Below are 16,165 nucleotides of genomic sequence, written 5' to 3'. Positions count from 1 at the left end.
AGATTTTGCGCCAGACCTTACCTGCTCCACACCTCAAACTTGAGAATGAGCACATGTGGAGAGGGGGCTTGCCCCCGTTGGGCTGCGCAGCAGTCGTAATACCGGCGAATGCGGTTATCCAGATAATGATGCGCAGGAAGGGTTTGGGGCCGCTTCGCGATCCAACGGGGGCAAGCCCCCTCGCCAAAAGGCCGGTTCAGCCGCCAATAATCTTCATGACTGTCGCACCACCGGAAAACGCCACTTCCTGCTTGTCACCCAAGGCCTTCACCAGCAACCGCTGCAGCGCCGGCAATGCCTGGTGACGCGGCTTGTCCAGCAGATCGCCGACGTAATGGCGATTGCTCGACGACAGGCAACCATGCAGCCATCCCGTGGAGGACAGACGCAGCCGCGAACATGTACGGCAGAACGGCACGCTTTCGTTGGCAATCACGCCGAAATGGCCCTGCCCCGGAATTTCGTAGCGCACCGCGGTCGCATCCACCGGCGCATCGGCTTGCAGATACTCGTAGCGCTCGCCGATCAGGCTCAGCAACTGTTGGAGGCTGACGAACTGTTGCAGGAAGGTGTTGGAGTCACTGGCCAGGTGGCCCATGCGCATCAACTCGATAAAACGCAGTTCATAACCACGCTCCAGGCAGTAGTCGAGCAGCGGCATGACCTGATCGAGGTTCTGCCCGCGCAGAGGCACCATGTTGACCTTGATCTTCATGCCTGCGGCGCTGGCTGCGTTCATGCCATCCAGCACAGTTGCCAGATCACCGCCACGGGCAATGCTGCGGAATGCACTGGCGTCGAGGGTATCGAGGGAAACGTTGAGGCGTCGAATACCGGCATCCACCAGCAGTGGCAGCTTCTTGGCCAGCAACTGGCCGTTGGTGGTCAGGCTGATGTCTTGCAAACCCATCTGCCCGACCGCGGTCATGAACGCCTCGAGTTTCGGGCTGACCAGCGGTTCGCCGCCGGTGATGCGCAAACGCTCGATGCCCGCCGCTTCGATCAGATAGGCTACACCGCGTGCCATGGCCTCGGCCGACAACTCATCCTGCGCAGCCACCAGCCGCTTGCCGTTGGGCACGCAGTAGGTACAAGCGTAATTGCAGGCTGAGGTCAGGCTGATGCGCAAATTGCGAAAACGCCTGCCTTGACGGTCAACGATCATGATCACTCCGGCGGAAGAAATTTCGGGCCGCTAAAACTTGACTCACAAATCAAGTTTTAGCAAGTCCCATGCCTGAGTATATTCCTGCTGCACGGCGCCATGGTGTGAATATCATGGCGCCATAAGGCAACTGAATGACTCAGCTGCTCGGAGTGTCGGTATCGCGTTTGCGCTTGTTGCCCATGCGTACGCCGATATCCATCAGGAACTGGAAGAAACCTTCCTGATCTTCCAGCACATTGCTCCAGAACGGCGAGTGATACAGCGCCACCGCACCGTGCACCAGCGCCCAGGAAGCGCAGTAGTGGAAGTAAGGTGGTACGTCTTCGAGCTTGCCTTCACTGATGCGACCCTTGATCAGCAGGGTCAGGCGCTCGAAGTTGGAGGCGCGAATCTTGTGCAGTTCCTCGATCATCTCCGGTACCTGATTGCCCTTGACCACCTTTTCTTCCAGGCGATCGAACAGTCGATAACGTTGCGGATCGCGCATGCGAAATTCGAAGTAGGCGCGCGACAGCGCTTCCTTGTCCTTGTCGACGTCGGCCGAATGCAGCAGCTCGTTCAAATCGCGCTCGTAATCGAGCATCAGGCGCAGATAGATCTCGGCCTTGGATTTGAAGTGCTTGTAGATGGTGCCTTTGCCAATACCGACGGCATCAGCAATCATCTCGACGGTGACACTGTCTTCACCCTGATCGAGGAACAGCTTGAGCGCGGTATCGAGAATTTCCTGCTCGCGGCGGCGAAACTCACGGACCTTACGAGGTTCTTTATGCATAAGAAAAGGTCTGTCGGGGTCAAAATTCGAAGCCGCGTATTATGCCTAACTTGCGCAAAAATGCACGGATCATCCGAGCATATATGTGTTTCATGAGCATTTCGCGCAGGCTGGCGAGTTGATGAGAACTCTTCCGAAGCGCCCGTATTCCAAATTTGTTTAAAAACCGCGACCGACGAACTGGACTCAGCGCAATACTGATCAATACTTCAACTGTCGGTGGGGCATCTCCCCCAAGTGTCACGCCGATAAAGGTACCAACGGACCGCGTGCCTTTGTTTTACTCCTAATGGTCTTAACCCGGATTCACCCCCCAGAACCCGGGTTTTTTTTGCCTGCGATTTAACCCAAAGCCCCTGCAGGAGCTGGCGCAGCCTGCGATCTTCTTACAACCTCAAGCCAACGCCTTCACATGCGCCAATGGAAACAGCCGTCTGAAATTCGCCGTGGTCTGCTCGGCAAATCGCTCATACGGTTCACCACGCAACATTGCCAGAAATTCCGCTACTTCACGCACGTACTGCGGCAGGTTCGGTTTGCCGCGATAGGGTATCGGCGCCAGGTAGGGCGAGTCGGTTTCGACCAGCAAACGGTCGGCTGGCACCTTGCTTGCCACATCGCGCAACGCGTCGGCATTGCGGAAAGTGACAATACCGGACAGGGAAATGTAATAACCCATATCCAGCGCGGCCTTGGCCATCTCCCAGTCTTCGGTGAAACAATGCAGCACGCCCGCCTGGGGCAGCGCCGCCTCACGCAGCAGACCCAAGGTGTCCGCGCGGGCGCCACGGGTATGGATGATCACTGGCTTGCCGGTCTGCTGCGCGGCCTCCAGGTGCAGGCGAAAGGACTCCTGCTGCAGCTGCGCCGCTTCCGGTTCGTAGTGATAGTCCAGGCCGGTTTCGCCGATCGCCACCACTCGCGGGTGATTGAGCTCCTGCAACAGCCAATCCAGCGCAGGCGCGGCACCCGGCTGCACATCCAGCGGATGGACGCCGACCGAACAGTCGACATCGTCGTAACGCTCGGCCAGCGCTTTAACGTCGGCGGCGTTGTCGGCGCTGACGCCGATACACAGGAAGTGCCCTACCCCGCGCTGGCGAGCCGCATCCAGCGCGGCATCCAGGGAGCCGTTGTGGGCGGCCAGGTCGAGACGATCAAGGTGGCAATGGGAATCTACGAGCATAAGGGTCTGCAACTTGCATCGAATGAGTGGGACGGGTGATCTGTTACCTGGAGTCTACGCGCTGTCGATCATCTCTGGGCCGGCAAGGACGCCCATTGCACCAGCAGGGCTTCGAGCAACAGCACGCGATTGAGGTTGGCCTTGCTCAAGACTTTCTGGCGCTGGGCAAGAATCCAGTCCTGGATATTCAGCACTTTGTCCTGGGCGGTTTTCTGCGCCAGGTACTGGAGCACCTTGCGCATGTCCGCCAGTCCCAGGCCATCTTCATCCTGGGTCAGCTGATAACGCAGAATCAGGCTCGACCAATCGCAGAACCAGTCGAACAGCAGCAGCAAGGGAATCGCATTCCAGCCTTCGGCCAGTTGCGTTGGCGATTGCTGCTGTTTGAGCAGTTTCTTCACGCCCTCGACCACCTGCGCCCGCTGCTCGCGTACGCCCTGAGCCTGCAGATTGACCGCGGCCAGTGGCGAACCCGCCGCCAGGGTCAGTAATTCAACGCGTTCTTCTGCAGAACAGTCCGGCAATGCCCTGGCCAGCCAGGCCTGGCTCATGGCTTGGCTTGGCAGGGGGCAGGCCTGTTGCACACAGCGACTCTTGATGGTCGCCAGCAAGCGGCTCGGCTGGTGACTGACCAGCAGCAACACGGTATCGCCGGAGGGTTCTTCAAGGCTTTTGAGCAAGGCGTTGGCGGCGTTGATGTTCATCGACTCGACCGGCTCGATCAACACTACCTTGCGTCCGCCCAACTGCGCGGTCTGCACCACGAAGCTGACCAGGTCGCGAACCTGGTCGACCTTGATCGCCTTGTCCGCTTCTTCCGGTTCCAGGATGTAGTTATCAGGGTGACTGCCGGCCTTCAACAGCAGGCAGGATTTGCATTCGCCACAGGCGTCCAGCGCATTCGGACGCTGGCACAGCAGGCTGGCCATCAGGCGCTCGGCCAACGCCCGCTTGCCAATCCCGGCCGGGCCATGCAGCAGGTAAGCGTGCGCGTGTTGGGTCCGGCCAGCCAGTTGCTGCCAGAGCGTGTCCTGCCACGGATAGGCCTCAGCCACGAGTCAACTCCAACAAGCGTGGCAGCAAGGTATCCAGCGATCGCTGAACCTGCGTCAGCGGTTGCGCGGCATCGACCAGCACATAGCGCGCCGGGTCCGCCTCGGCACGCTTGAGAAAGGCACCGCGTACCGCATCGAAAAAGCTCCGGCCTTCGAGTTCGAAGCGATCCAGGCGACCACGGGCGCTCGCGCGGGCCAGTCCCACTTCCACGGGCAGATCGAAAATCAGCGTCAGGTCCGGGCGCAGATCACCCTGCACGAAAGTCTCCAGGGTGGCGATGCGCTCGAGCGACAAGCCACGACCGCCACCCTGGTAGGCATAGGTCGAATCGGTGAACCTGTCACACAGGACCACGGCGCCGCGGGCCAGCGCCGGGCGAATCACTTGCGCCAGGTGTTGGGCACGGGCGGCGAACACCAGCAGCAACTCGGTGTCCGGGTTCATCACCTCATCGACCGGGGCCAACAGGACCTCGCGAATGCGCTCGGCCAATGGGGTGCCACCCGGTTCACGGGTCAGCACCACCTCGATACCGGCGGCGCGCAAACGCTCGGCCAGGTATTCGCGATTGGTGCTTTTGCCGGCGCCTTCCGGCCCTTCCAGAGTAATAAACAAGCCAGTCACAGGCAGTCCTTGATCAGAGTCATTGCGGGCTTTGCGGCGCGGTTGCATCGGCCGGGGCTGCATCGGGTGCAGAGGCCTCAGGTGCGGGCGCGGGTTCTTGCGGCGGCACTGGCGGCACGTCCTGCACAGCGGGGTTCGGTGAAGCGGCCGGAATGGGCATTTCAGCTTGCGGCGTCTCTGCTTGCGCAGCCTCGGACTGCGGAGCCGTGGCCTCCCGGGTTGCATCTGGCGCAGGCGGTTCAGCCGGCGTCTCGGGTACGGAAATCGGCGCAGGGCTGGAGCGGTAATCGGCGCGGCGCTTGAGCTGGTATTCGCGCACTGCGTTGTTGTGCGCGTCCAGATCATCGGAGAACACGTGGCTGCCATCACCGCGCGCCACAAAGTAAAGGCTGGTGCCATCCACCGGATTGAGCGCCGCGTGGATCGCTTCACGACCGACCATGGCGATCGGGGTCGGCGGCAGACCGGCAATCATGTAGGTGTTGTAAGGCGTGGACTCCCTGAGGTGAGCCCGGGTCAACCGGCCATTGTAGCGGTCGCCGAGGCCGTAGATCACCGTCGGGTCAGTCTGCAGCAGCATGCCCAGGGCCATGCGCCGCACAAACACCCCGGCAATCTGCCCGCGCTCCTGCGGCACGCCGGTCTCCTTCTCAACCAGCGAGGCCATGATCAAGGCCTGATAGGGCTCGGTGTACGGCACGTCTGCCGAGCGCTGCGCCCACTCCTTGGCGAGCACGTCATCGAGTCGCTCGTAGGCAAGTTTCAACAACTCGACGTCGGACATGCCGCGCACGAATCGATAGGTATCAGGGAAGAAGCGTCCCTCCGGGAAAATTCCGGCATGGCCGATCTTGTCCATGACCTGGCTATCGCTCAAACCGTTGAGGGTCTGCTCGATCTTTGCTTCCCTGGCCAATGCCGCGCGTACCTGATGGAAATTCCAGCCTTCGACCAGGGTCAGGCTGTACTGAACCATTTCCCCGCGCTTCCACAACTCGATCAGCCCTTCGACGGTCATGCCGGGTTGCATGCGGTACTCGCCGCTGTGCAGCGGCTGCCTGGCGAGGTTGAAGCGCCAATAAACGCGCAGCCAGAATGCGTCCTTGATGACGCCATTGGCTTCGAGTCGATAGAGGGTACGGGTTGGCGTGGTGCCCTTGGGCACGTCCAGCAATTGTTCATGAGCAATGTTCAGCGGCTGTACCAGCGCCGAATGAATTTTCCAGGCACAAGTGCCCAGCAGCAGCCCCGCCAGAACCACTCCGGTTTCCAGCAGCAGCAAGAGTTTACGTCTCACGTATCAAGCATCCAGTAGCGCACGGGCAATGGTTTGGAGTTTACGGGTGAGCGGCCCAACCGGCCAGTGAAGAGCAGCATAGGCGCGTACCGGCCAAATACCATAAACGCTGTTGCAGACAAAGACTTCGTCAGCCCATTGCAGCTGTTCAAGGGGGATATCGGTGATTTGCACCGGGATTGCCGACGACTCGGCTTGAAACAAAATTTCTGCCCGCATCACCCCCGCCACGCCGCAGCGCTTGAGGTCGGGTGTAATCAATACGCCATCGCGCACTATGAACAGATTGCTGAATACGCCTTCGATCACCCGCCCGGCCTGATCGAGCATCAAGCCTTCGGCATGCTCGGTGTCCTGCCATTCGGAACGGGCGATAACTTGCTCCAGACGATTCAGGTGCTTGAGGCCGGCGAGCAGCGGTTGTCTGGAGAGTCGCGTGGTGCAGGGGAACAAACGAACGCCCTGCTCCCCATGTGCAGCAGGATAGGCAGCCGCAGGACCGCCCAACAGAATGCGCCGGGCCTGGGCCGAAGGATCAGGGGCGTAACCGCGAAGGCTGTCGCCGCGGGTAACAATGAGCTTGAGTACCCCATCGCCCAATGCCGCGGCGTAGGCCAGCAGTTCGCTGCGGATCAGCTCCTGATCAGTGGCAATCGCCAGACGCGAACAGCCATCGGCCAGGCGCGCCAGGTGACGGTCCAGCAACAATGGCTGCCCGTGGCGCACAGCGATGGTCTCGAACAGACCATCGCCATAAGCCAGGCCGCGATCCTTCAGCGACAAAGCGTCAGCCGGCTGACCGTCGACCCAGCTGTCCATCAGCCTGCGAACCGGCGGAACACCAGCGAGCCGTTAGTGCCGCCAAAACCGAAGGAGTTGGACACCACCACATCGATATCCATGTTGCGCGCCGTGTGCGGCACGAAATCAAGGTCACAGCCTTCGTCAGGCTCATCGAGGTTGATGGTCGGCGGAGCTACCTGGCCATTGATCGCCAGCACGCTGAAGATCGCTTCGACCGCGCCCGCCGCACCCAGCAGGTGACCGGTCATGGACTTGGTGGAGCTGACGGCCAGCTTGTAGGCGTGATCACCGAATACCGACTTGATCGCACTGGCTTCGGCCAGATCGCCGGCCGGGGTCGAGGTGCCATGGGCGTTGATGTACTGGACCTGATCGCTATTGATCCTGGCATCGCGCAACGCGTTGGTGATGCAGCGGGCAGCCCCTGCGCCATCGGCCGGTGGCGAAGTCATGTGGAACGCATCGCCGCTGGTGCCAAAACCGATCAGCTCGGCATAGATGGTCGCGCCGCGAGCCTTGGCGTGTTCGAGCTCTTCCAGAACCAGCGCCCCGGCACCGTCGGACAGCACGAAGCCGTCACGGCCCTTGTCCCAGGGACGGCTGGCGCGGGTCGGTTCGTCGTTGCGTGTCGACAGAGCACGCGAGGCGCCGAAGCCGCCCATGCCCAGGCCGCAAGCGGCCATCTCGGAACCGCCGGCAATCATCACGTCGGCTTCGTCGTACATGATGTTACGGGCAGCCATGCCGATGCAGTGCGTGCCGGTGGTACAAGCGGTGGCGATCGCGTAGTTAGGCCCCTGTGCACCCAGGTGGATGGACAGGAAACCGGAAATCATATTGATGATCGAGCCTGGCACGAAGAACGGAGAAATCCGCCGTGGGCCAGTTTCATGCAGGGTGCGGCTGGTTTCTTCGATATTGGTCAGACCGCCAATACCCGAACCCATGGCTACACCGATACGCTCGCGGTTGGCGTCGGTGACTTCCAGACCGGAGTTACGTACCGCCTGAAAACCTGCCGCCAGACCATACTGAATGAACAGGTCGAGCTTGCGGGCTTCCTTGACCGACAGGTATTCCTCGACATTGAAGCCCTTTACCGAGCCGCCAAAACGGGTGGAATAGGCAGAAAGGTCGGTGTGTTCGATCAGACCAATGCCACTGCGGCCAGCCAGAATGCCCTGCCAACTGCTCGGCACATCCGTGCCCAGTGGCGACAACATACCCATACCGGTGACTACGACGCGTCTACGCGACACAGCACTCTCCTTTTTTCAAATGACGACTTTGCATCAGGCCTAAAGAAAAAACCGCACGCCATGATGGCAGTGCGGTTTTTCCATGACAGCGAGCAACGATTACAAACTATTACGCCTGGTGGGCAGTAACGTAGTCGATTGCAGCTTGTACAGTAGTGATCTTCTCAGCTTCTTCGTCAGGGATTTCGGTCTCGAATTCCTCTTCCAGAGCCATCACCAGCTCAACGGTGTCAAGGGAGTCGGCACCCAGGTCTTCAACGAAGGAAGCAGTGTTGACCACTTCTTCTTCTTTAACGCCCAGTTGCTCAGCAACGATTTTCTTGACGCGCTCTTCGATGGTGCTCATACCTTGTTTTCACTCCTAATGGACAAATTCAGGCAGCTGGCCAGTGGGTAAGTGTATAGAAAGACTTTTCAGCTTTTCAACTGAAAGCTTCACTCCTCGAACCCTGCGACCCTCTGCCTATAAATAGATTGCAGCTTTATAACGGATTTTAGACAGCTCGTATGACATTTTTTTGAAGCAATCCGTCACATTTGAATTACATGTACATCCCGCCGTTCACCGGGATTGTAGCCCCAGTCACGTAAGCCGCACCGTCGGAAGCAAGAAAAGCGACCACGGACGCGATCTCTTGAGCTTGTCCCAGACGGCCCAGCGGAATCTGCGCTGTCAGGCTTTCACGCTGCGCTTCAGGCAGTTCACGGGTCATATCGGTGTCGATGAACCCTGGAGTCACCGAGTTGACCGTAATCGAACGCGAACCGACTTCACGCGCCAGCGCACGGCTGAAACCTTCCAGACCGGCCTTGGCGGCAGCGTAGTTTACTTGGCCTGCGTTGCCCATGGCACCCACTACCGAGCCAATACTGATAATTCGGCCCCAACGCGCCTTGGTCATACCGCGCAAAACGCCCTTGGACAGGCGGAACAGACTGTTCAGGTTGGTATCGACAACGTCATGCCACTCGTCGTCTTTCATGCGCATCATCAGGTTATCACGGGTGATACCGGCGTTATTGACCAGGATCGCCGGCGCACCGAACTGCTCCTGGATGCTCGCCAGGACAGCCGCCACGGACTCGTCGCTGGTGACATTGAGTTCCAGGCCAGTGCCCTGGATGCCATTTTCCTTCAGGGTTGCGGCGATGCGCTCGGCACCCGCCGCAGACGTCGCAGTACCCACGACGATGGCGCCCTGACGACCCAGTTCCAGCGCGATAGCCTGGCCGATACCGCGGCTTGCACCGGTGACCAGTGCAACTTTACCTTGCAGACTCATGCAAGCTTCTCCTGATTCAGGCCTGCGCTGCACGAGCGGCAGCGAAGGCGTCTGGGGTATTGAGGTTGGATGTCGATACGCCCTCGGCGCAGCGTTTGTTCAGACCGGCGAGCACCTTGCCCGGGCCACACTCGACCAGATTGGTCGCGCCCTTGGCGGCCAGCGCCTGGACGGATTCGACCCAGCGCACGGGCTTGTACAACTGCTCAAGCAGGTCGCGCTTGAGGGTTTCCAGATCGGCCGGCACTTGGGCGCTGACGTTCTGGACCACGGGAATCTGTGGCGCCTGCCAATCGACCGCAGCGATCGACTCGGCGAAACGTTCGGCAGCGGGACGCATCAGCTCGCAATGGGACGGCACGCTGACCGGCAGCGGCATGGCGCGCTTGGCACCACGAGCCTTGCAACCCTCGATGGCACGCTCGACAGCAGCCTTGGCACCGGCGATAACCACCTGGCCCGGGGAGTTGAAGTTGACCGCGCTGACCACTTCGCCTTGCGCCGCTTCGGCGCAGGCTGCCAATACGTCAGCGTCTTCCAGACCGAGGATAGCGGCCATGCCGCCCTGCCCGGCAGGAACAGCTTCCTGCATCAGTTGACCGCGACGCTCGACCAGCTTCACCGCGTCACCCAGGCTCAGACTGCCTGCGGCAACCAGCGCGCTGTATTCGCCCAGGCTGTGACCGGCGACATAAGCCGGGCGCGCCCCGCCTTGTGCCAGCCACAGACGCCACAGGGCGATCGAGGCGGTCAGAATGGCCGGCTGGGTTTTATCGGTTTGATTGAGTTGCTCTTCCGGACCTTGCTGGGTTAGTGCCCACAGGTCGTAACCCAGAGCATCGGAAGCTTCTTTGAATGTTTCGAGGACTACCGGATGTTGTGCGCCCAGCTCGGCGAGCATGCCGAGGGACTGCGAACCCTGTCCTGGAAAGACGAATGCGAGGGAAGCAGACATGTAACAAGCCCCTAATGATCTTGTCGTCGGAGAAATGACGTCCGCCTTGAGGGGACGCAAGAAACTGACAGTTGGATGGCCCGATCAGTCGAGCGGTCACATTTAAGCATTGTCCGACAAAAACGCCTAAGACAACAAATCCTCCAGACGACCGTGAAGCCGCTCCGGAAGGTTCTCCTGAATTTCAATCAGCGCGCGCTGGATGGCACTTTGAAATCCCTGGACGCCGGCAGCACCGTGACTCTTCACCACGATCCCCTGCAAGCCGAGGAAACTGGCGCCGTTGTGTCGCGCAGGCGCCAGTTCGGCCTGCAAGCGCTTCATCAGCGGCAAGGCCAGCGCCCCCACCATGCGCGATGCGAGGTTTTGCCTGAACAAGGCTTCGATGCGCCCGGCAATCATGGTCGCCAGGCCCTCGCTGGATTTGAGCATAATGTTACCGACGAAACCGTCACACACCACCACATCCGCTTCGCCCCTGTAGACGCCGTCACCTTCGACAAAACCGATGTAATTGATGCCCTTGGCATTCTGTAACAACGTTGCCGCCAGCTTGACCTGCTGATTGCCCTTGATGTCTTCGGTACCAATGTTCAGCAACGCCACCCGCGGGCTAGCGATGCCCAGGGTCTGCGCCGCTACCGACCCCATCACCGCAAATTGCAACAGATGCTCGGCAGTGCAATCGACATTGGCGCCCAGGTCGAGCAACTGGCAGAAGCCTTTCTCTGTCGGAATCGCCGCAACCATGGCCGGCCGGTCGATGCCCGGCAAAGTCTTGAGCACGAACCGCGACAGCGCCATCAGCGCCCCGGTATTACCAGCACTGACACAGGCCTGAGCTTTGCCATCACGCAACAACTCAAGTGCCACGCGCATCGACGAATCAGGCTTGCCACGCAAGGCCTGGGCAGGCTTTTCGTCCATGCCTATGACTTCACTCGCGGGGGCAATCGACAGGCGTGCGCGATCCACAGCCGGATGGCCTGCGATCAATTCTTCAAGGAGGGAGGGTTGACCGACGAGGGTCAGGTGCAGCGAGGGGGTAGCAGACAGGCAAGCAAGGCTGGCCTGAACAATGCTGCGGGGACCGAAGTCCCCGCCCATTGCGTCAATCGCGATGACTTGAGCGGACAAGTGATTACTCGTCAGCGCCCTTGTCGATCACTTTACGGCCACGGTATACGCCTTCTGGCGATACGTGGTGACGCAGGTGAACTTCACCGGTGGTTTTTTCTACAGACAGGGTGCTAGCCTCGAGAGCGTCGTGCGAACGGCGCATGTCACGGGCGGAGCGGGATTTTTTGTTCTGCTGAACAGCCATAATTGATTAACTCCTAAACGTTTGGGTCACGCTTTAACTGCGCCAATACACTGAACGGGTTGGACCGCGTTACCTCGTCCTCGCTCGGTTCGGGCTCATCGAGACCCGCCGGCTGCTGGCATTCTTCCGGATGATGAGCAGGCACAATGGGCAAGGCGAGCAGAAGCTCCTCCTCGATCAGTGACTGCAGATCCAATGGATCTTCGCCCAGTTCCAGCACGTCATAACCTTTCGGCAACGACTGGGTATTCGCACCCTCCTTCACCACAGCGTAACTGCATTCGCTATGGATCGGCAGGGTGACCAGCTCAAGACAACGCTGGCAAACCATTTTGACTTCAGTGTCGATAAAACTGTGGATGACCACAGATTTACGTTCATCTCGTTCAAAAACGAATTTCGCCTGCACCGTACCGACATTGTCGGAAAGCGGGTCGCAGAGTCTCTCCAAATCGGCCAGCAGCATTTCACCTTGAAGGGTGGTGCCACGATCAGCCAATTTGCGCGGGTCAACGTGAGGTGGAATCGGGTCATTCAACATAGGCGCAGCATTATAGGGATGCCCCCGCCCATGTCAAAGGAAATTCAGCCCTGTCCGTCACTTGCAAGCCCCGCTAGAATTCGCGCCTGCCTTATGGAGACGTGCAATGCTGCCTTTATTACTTGCTTCCAGCTCGGCGTACCGCCGGGAATTACTGGCCCGCTTGCAGCTGCCATTCACTTGCAGCTCGCCTGACATCGATGAAAGCCATCGACCTGACGAGTCTGCCATCGACCTGGTCAAACGCCTCGCCGAGCAGAAAGCACGGGCACTGGCCGACAGCCATACCGCTCATCTGATTATCGGCTCCGATCAGGTCGCGGTACTGGGCAACTGCATCATCGGCAAGCCCCACACCTTCGAAAAAGCCCGGGAACAACTGCTGGCCAGCAGCGGCACCAGCGTGACCTTCCTCACCGGCTTGGCGCTGCTGAACAGCCAGACCGGCCACTGCCAGGTCGACTGCATTCCATTCACGGTACACATGCGCACGCTCGACGCGGCGCGCATCGAGCGCTATCTGCACGCAGAACAGCCCTACGACTGCGCTGGCAGCTTCAAGGCCGAAGGATTGGGCGTGAGCCTGTTTCAGAGCACCGAAGGGCCTGATGCCACCAGCCTGATCGGCCTGCCGCTGATTCGCTTGATCGACATGCTGCTCGCAGAGGGCGTGCAAATCCCCTGATCACCCCACCTTGCAGGCCAGCTTGCTGGCGATCCTACTTGTAGCCTGCGTCGAACTCGAGGCCGCCATCGCCGGCAATCCAGCGCCCGCAGAGTTACGTGAGATGACAAAAAAAACCGGCAATGGCCGGTTTTTTTGTACATTCGAAGAATCAGCGCAGCGACGGACCGTTAAACCCCATCCACATCGCCAGATGCTCAGCCACGCTGGCCCCGAGTTTTTTCGAGAAGCGATCGAAAGGCGACTCCTGGACAGTGAAATCCACCAATTCCTTCTCGCCGATCACATCCCGCGCAACCGAACTGGCATTGCCCATGCCATCGATCAGCCCCAGCGGCAGCGCCTGCTCCCCCGACCAGACCAGGCCGGAGAACAGCTCCGGATGCTCCTTGTCCTTCAGGCGATCGCCACGCCCCACCTTGACGCTGTTGATGAACTGCTTATGGGTGGTGTCGAGCACGCCCTGCCAGAATGCGGTCTCTTCAGGCTTTTGCGGCTGGAAGGGATCAAGGAACGACTTGTGCTCGCCAGAGGTGTAGGTGCGGCGCTCGACGCCAAGCTTCTCCATGGTTCCGACAAAACCATAACCGGCCGCCGTCACGCCAATGGAGCCGACCAGGCTCGCCTTGTCGGCGTAGATCTGATCTGCCGCACTGGCGATGTAGTAAGCGCCGGAAGCCCCCAGATCGGAAATCACCGCGTACAGCTTGATGTCCGGATGCAGGGCGCGCAGACGGCGGATCTCGTCGTAGACATAACCCGACTGCACCGGACTGCCACCCGGGCTGTTGATGCGCAGGATGACACCCTTGACCTTTTCATCCTCGAAGGCCGCTCGCAGGCTGCCAACGACATTGTCAGCACTGGCCGGTTCCTTGTCGGCGATCACGCCGGTGATATCGATCAACGCCGTGTAGTTGGTACTGCGCGTCGCGGCTTTTTCCATGTCCATCAACGGCGTGAACAGGAGCAGCGCGCCAAACAGGTACACGAAGGTCAACAACTTGAAGAAAATCCCCCAGCGCCGAGACCTGCGCTGCTCCTGCACACTGGCCAGCAGCGTCTTTTCCAGCAGCTTCCAGCTTTTCTCGTCACCGCTCTCTGCGCTCGCCTCGGCGGGCGCCTTCCATTCGTCGGCCATGCCATCTACCCCTGCAAAAACGTATTAAGCCCGCTGACTCAGCCAGGCATGCAATTGTGAAAAACGGTCAATGGCCAGACGCGGCTCGAACAGCTTCAGCGCCTCGATCGATTGAGCGCCATAGCTGACCGCCACCGAATCCATGCCGGCATTACGCGCCATCTGCAAATCGAACGATGAATCGCCGACCATCAACGCCTGCTCCGGGCGAACCTCGCAATGGGCGAGGATCTGCTCAAGCATCAACGGATGGGGCTTGCTGGCGGTTTCGTCCGCCGCGCGGGTGATATCGAAATAATTTTCCCAGCCATGGGATTTCAGCACCCGATCCAGACCACGACGAGCCTTGCCCGTCGCCACTGCCAAATGATACCCCTCCTCCCTGAACGCCTCGAGCGACTCGACCACACCTTCAAACAAAGGCGAAGGCACCGCCTCCGAGGCGATGTAGTGGTCGGCATAGTGCTGGCGGAACGCTACAAGCTCGGTATCGCCGATTTCGGGATACAACGTGCGGATGGCTTCCGGCAGACCCAGGCCGATGATGCCCTTGACGGCAAAATCATCGCGCAACTCAAACCCCGAACGCTCGGATGCCACGTGCATCGCCTCGACAATCCGACCAATGGAATCAGCCAGGGTGCCGTCCCAATCAAAAATCAGCAGCTTGTAATCAGATGGGCGCACTCAATCGCTCCACGGTCTTGGCCCACATCTCGTCGACTGGCGCCGAAAGCTTCAGTTCGCCACCATCCGGCAACGGCACGGTCAGCATGTAGGCGTGCAGGAACAAGCGTTTGCCGCCCAGATCGCGGATCTCCTTGCTGAAACCCTCTTCGCCGTATTTGGTATCGCCAGCGATGCAATGCCCGGCGTGCAAGGTATGCACACGGATCTGGTGAGTCCGACCGGTAATCGGCTTGGCTTCGATCAAGGTGGCAAAGTCGCCGAAGCGACGCAGGACCTTGAACACGGTCACGGACTCCTTGCCCTCCTCTTCGTCGACCTCGACCATGCGCTCGCCGGAGCGCAGATTGCTCTTGCCCAGCGCTGCACGGACTTGCTTGATCGAGCTTGCCCAATTGCCACGGACCAGTGCCATGTAGCGCTTGTCGACGCCATCACCGCGCAACGCGGTGTGCAAGTGGCGCAACATGCTGCGCTTCTTGGCGATCATCAGCAGGCCGGACGTGTCACGGTCGAGACGGTGAACCAGTTCGAGTTCCTTGCAATCAGGGCGCAACTGACGGAAAGCTTCGATGACACCGAACGTCAGGCCGCTACCGCCATGGACAGCGATGCCGGCAGGCTTGTTGATCACGATCAGCGCCTTGTCTTCGTAGACAATCGAGGCCTCGAGGCGCTGCAGCAGGCCTTGTGCCAGCGGCACCGGCTCGTCTCGCTCAGGCACGCGAACCGGCGGCACGCGCACGATGTCGCCGGCCTGAAGCTTGTACTCGGGCTTGATCCGCCCCTTGTTCACGCGCACTTCGCCTTTACGCAAAATGCGGTAAATCAAGGTCTTGGGCACGCCTTTGAGCCGGGCTAGAAGGAAGTTATCAATGCGTTGGCCGGCATATTCCGGCGAGACCTCAAGCAGTTGTACGCCTGGAGTCGGGGGGGTAGTCGTCGTCATGCCGCGAATGATAACAATTTTTTATGGAATTGAAGCACTTAATCATTGCTGCTATAGTCGCGAACGCCGCCAAAAGCGGCCTGGACAGTGGTACAACGGTCAAAAACCGACCCTGACCAACGCAATTCACCAGGACGCGAGGCCGTCCTACGGGGCTTTCGCTACGTAACGGTGGAGTTTGCAGGTGTAACGAGCGCAGGTGACATGAGGCCTGAATCAAGCCGTAAAGCAGAGTTTCCACTCCCTTGCGAGCCAATATTCACGGCCAGTTCACAAAGTGCAGTCAGCTGCTGATGACCCCGAGCGAATGCTTCGGAAACAACGCCTAAATTAGCCATGATGCGTGACCTCCCCTTTCGGAGCTCACGGTAAATGCCAACCCGCTGCGGATTCTGCGCGCGGCAGCACCCGAATTATCAGGGATACGTGTA

Annotated in this window: 18 protein-coding genes; 1 reads left to right on the top strand and 17 read right to left on the bottom strand. The window is 59.6% G+C overall.

What is annotated here, in order from left to right:
• Positions 1–196 precede the first annotated feature (196 nt).
• From AC07OG_RS11780 to AC07OG_RS11715, 14 genes are all read right to left on the bottom strand, one after another.
• On the bottom strand, positions 197–1,165 hold the full coding sequence (locus AC07OG_RS11780; protein ID WP_060540827.1) for a GTP 3',8-cyclase MoaA: 969 nt from the start codon (positions 1,163–1,165) through the stop codon (positions 197–199).
• 139 nt (positions 1,166–1,304) lie between these two features.
• Positions 1,305–1,943: a TetR/AcrR family transcriptional regulator gene (locus AC07OG_RS11775; RefSeq protein ID WP_008031613.1), complete on the bottom strand. Its 639-nt coding sequence runs from the start codon at positions 1,941–1,943 to the stop codon at positions 1,305–1,307.
• A 394-nt stretch (positions 1,944–2,337) separates the two neighbouring features.
• Positions 2,338–3,129, bottom strand: coding sequence for a TatD family hydrolase (locus AC07OG_RS11770; protein WP_060540826.1), 792 nt, complete (start codon positions 3,127–3,129; stop codon positions 2,338–2,340).
• Between the two features lie 68 nt (positions 3,130–3,197).
• A complete protein-coding gene (locus AC07OG_RS11765; RefSeq protein ID WP_495067103.1) occupies positions 3,198–4,184 on the bottom strand; it encodes a DNA polymerase III subunit delta' in 987 nt (328 codons plus the stop codon).
• Positions 4,177–4,809 (bottom strand): dTMP kinase, encoded by a 633-nt coding sequence (tmk, locus tag AC07OG_RS11760; protein WP_218425242.1) that lies wholly within the window; start codon positions 4,807–4,809, stop codon positions 4,177–4,179. Before tmk ends, AC07OG_RS11765 begins: the two co-directional genes overlap by 8 nt.
• Before the next feature lie 19 nt (positions 4,810–4,828).
• A complete protein-coding gene (gene mltG / locus AC07OG_RS11755) occupies positions 4,829–6,106 on the bottom strand; it encodes an endolytic transglycosylase MltG (RefSeq protein ID WP_495067102.1) in 1,278 nt (425 codons plus the stop codon).
• Between the two features lie 3 nt (positions 6,107–6,109).
• On the bottom strand, positions 6,110–6,925 hold the full coding sequence (pabC, locus tag AC07OG_RS11750; protein ID WP_218425241.1) for an aminodeoxychorismate lyase: 816 nt from the start codon (positions 6,923–6,925) through the stop codon (positions 6,110–6,112).
• A complete protein-coding gene (fabF, locus tag AC07OG_RS11745; protein ID WP_060540822.1) occupies positions 6,925–8,169 on the bottom strand; it encodes a beta-ketoacyl-ACP synthase II in 1,245 nt (414 codons plus the stop codon). The genes pabC and fabF overlap by 1 nt, the downstream gene beginning before the upstream one ends.
• 109 nt (positions 8,170–8,278) lie before the next feature.
• On the bottom strand, positions 8,279–8,515 hold the full coding sequence (gene acpP / locus AC07OG_RS11740; protein ID WP_007987170.1) for an acyl carrier protein: 237 nt from the start codon (positions 8,513–8,515) through the stop codon (positions 8,279–8,281).
• A 196-nt stretch (positions 8,516–8,711) separates the two neighbouring features.
• Positions 8,712–9,452, bottom strand: a complete 741-nt coding sequence (gene fabG, locus AC07OG_RS11735; protein WP_060540821.1) for a 3-oxoacyl-ACP reductase FabG — start codon at positions 9,450–9,452, stop codon at positions 8,712–8,714.
• A gap of 16 nt (positions 9,453–9,468) precedes the next feature.
• Positions 9,469–10,407, bottom strand: a complete 939-nt coding sequence (gene fabD, locus AC07OG_RS11730) for an ACP S-malonyltransferase (RefSeq protein WP_495067101.1) — start codon at positions 10,405–10,407, stop codon at positions 9,469–9,471.
• A gap of 126 nt (positions 10,408–10,533) precedes the next feature.
• On the bottom strand, positions 10,534–11,544 hold the full coding sequence (gene plsX, locus AC07OG_RS11725) for a phosphate acyltransferase PlsX (protein ID WP_495067100.1): 1,011 nt from the start codon (positions 11,542–11,544) through the stop codon (positions 10,534–10,536).
• A 4-nt stretch (positions 11,545–11,548) separates the two neighbouring features.
• A complete protein-coding gene (gene rpmF, locus AC07OG_RS11720) occupies positions 11,549–11,731 on the bottom strand; it encodes a 50S ribosomal protein L32 (RefSeq protein WP_003179396.1) in 183 nt (60 codons plus the stop codon).
• 13 nt (positions 11,732–11,744) lie between these two features.
• Positions 11,745–12,272 carry a YceD family protein gene (locus tag AC07OG_RS11715; RefSeq protein WP_008050439.1) on the bottom strand — a complete coding sequence of 176 codons (528 nt, stop codon included), beginning with the start codon at positions 12,270–12,272 and terminating at the stop codon, positions 11,745–11,747.
• A gap of 106 nt (positions 12,273–12,378) precedes the next feature.
• Here AC07OG_RS11715 and AC07OG_RS11710 point away from each other — a divergent pair, with 106 nt between their 5' ends.
• Positions 12,379–12,957: a Maf family protein gene (locus AC07OG_RS11710; protein ID WP_495067099.1), complete on the top strand. Its 579-nt coding sequence runs from the start codon at positions 12,379–12,381 to the stop codon at positions 12,955–12,957.
• Positions 12,958–13,108: 151 nt separating this feature from the next.
• Here AC07OG_RS11710 and AC07OG_RS11705 read toward each other — a convergent pair whose 3' ends face one another.
• Genes AC07OG_RS11705 through rluC form a run of 3 tightly spaced genes read right to left on the bottom strand, consistent with a single transcriptional unit; the run spans position 13,109 to position 15,734 of the window.
• Complete coding sequence (locus AC07OG_RS11705) at positions 13,109–14,098, bottom strand: S49 family peptidase (protein WP_060540817.1); 990 nt, start codon at positions 14,096–14,098, stop codon at positions 13,109–13,111.
• A 24-nt stretch (positions 14,099–14,122) separates the two neighbouring features.
• Complete coding sequence (locus tag AC07OG_RS11700; RefSeq protein WP_060540816.1) at positions 14,123–14,785, bottom strand: HAD-IA family hydrolase; 663 nt, start codon at positions 14,783–14,785, stop codon at positions 14,123–14,125.
• A complete protein-coding gene (gene rluC / locus AC07OG_RS11695; protein WP_060540815.1) occupies positions 14,772–15,734 on the bottom strand; it encodes a 23S rRNA pseudouridine(955/2504/2580) synthase RluC in 963 nt (320 codons plus the stop codon). Before rluC ends, AC07OG_RS11700 begins: the two co-directional genes overlap by 14 nt.
• Positions 15,735–16,165: the final 431 nt, after the last annotated feature.

This window comes from Pseudomonas sp. GW821-FHT09H03 (genome assembly GCF_059415945.1).
Note: the sequence above shows the minus strand (reverse complement) of the source record. Positions and strands in the feature narration are given on the sequence as shown.

Excerpts from the sequence above, each read along its gene's own strand:
- AC07OG_RS11710 (WP_495067099.1), top strand. The coding sequence starts at position 12,379 with ATGCTGCCTTTATTACTTGCTTCCAGCTCGGCGTACCGCCGGGAATTA.
- AC07OG_RS11705 (WP_060540817.1), bottom strand. The coding sequence starts at position 14,098 with ATGGCCGACGAATGGAAGGCGCCCGCCGAGGCGAGCGCAGAGAGCGGT.
- fabG (WP_060540821.1), bottom strand. The coding sequence starts at position 9,452 with ATGAGTCTGCAAGGTAAAGTTGCACTGGTCACCGGTGCAAGCCGCGGT.
- rpmF (WP_003179396.1), bottom strand. The coding sequence starts at position 11,731 with ATGGCTGTTCAGCAGAACAAAAAATCCCGCTCCGCCCGTGACATGCGC.
- fabD (WP_495067101.1), bottom strand. The coding sequence starts at position 10,407 with ATGTCTGCTTCCCTCGCATTCGTCTTTCCAGGACAGGGTTCGCAGTCC.
- AC07OG_RS11775 (WP_008031613.1), bottom strand. The coding sequence starts at position 1,943 with ATGCATAAAGAACCTCGTAAGGTCCGTGAGTTTCGCCGCCGCGAGCAG.
- acpP (WP_007987170.1), bottom strand. The coding sequence starts at position 8,515 with ATGAGCACCATCGAAGAGCGCGTCAAGAAAATCGTTGCTGAGCAACTG.
- pabC (WP_218425241.1), bottom strand. The coding sequence starts at position 6,925 with ATGGACAGCTGGGTCGACGGTCAGCCGGCTGACGCTTTGTCGCTGAAG.
- AC07OG_RS11770 (WP_060540826.1), bottom strand. The coding sequence starts at position 3,129 with ATGCTCGTAGATTCCCATTGCCACCTTGATCGTCTCGACCTGGCCGCC.
- rluC (WP_060540815.1), bottom strand. The coding sequence starts at position 15,734 with ATGACGACGACTACCCCCCCGACTCCAGGCGTACAACTGCTTGAGGTC.
- AC07OG_RS11780 (WP_060540827.1), bottom strand. The coding sequence starts at position 1,165 with ATGATCGTTGACCGTCAAGGCAGGCGTTTTCGCAATTTGCGCATCAGC.
- AC07OG_RS11715 (WP_008050439.1), bottom strand. The coding sequence starts at position 12,272 with ATGTTGAATGACCCGATTCCACCTCACGTTGACCCGCGCAAATTGGCT.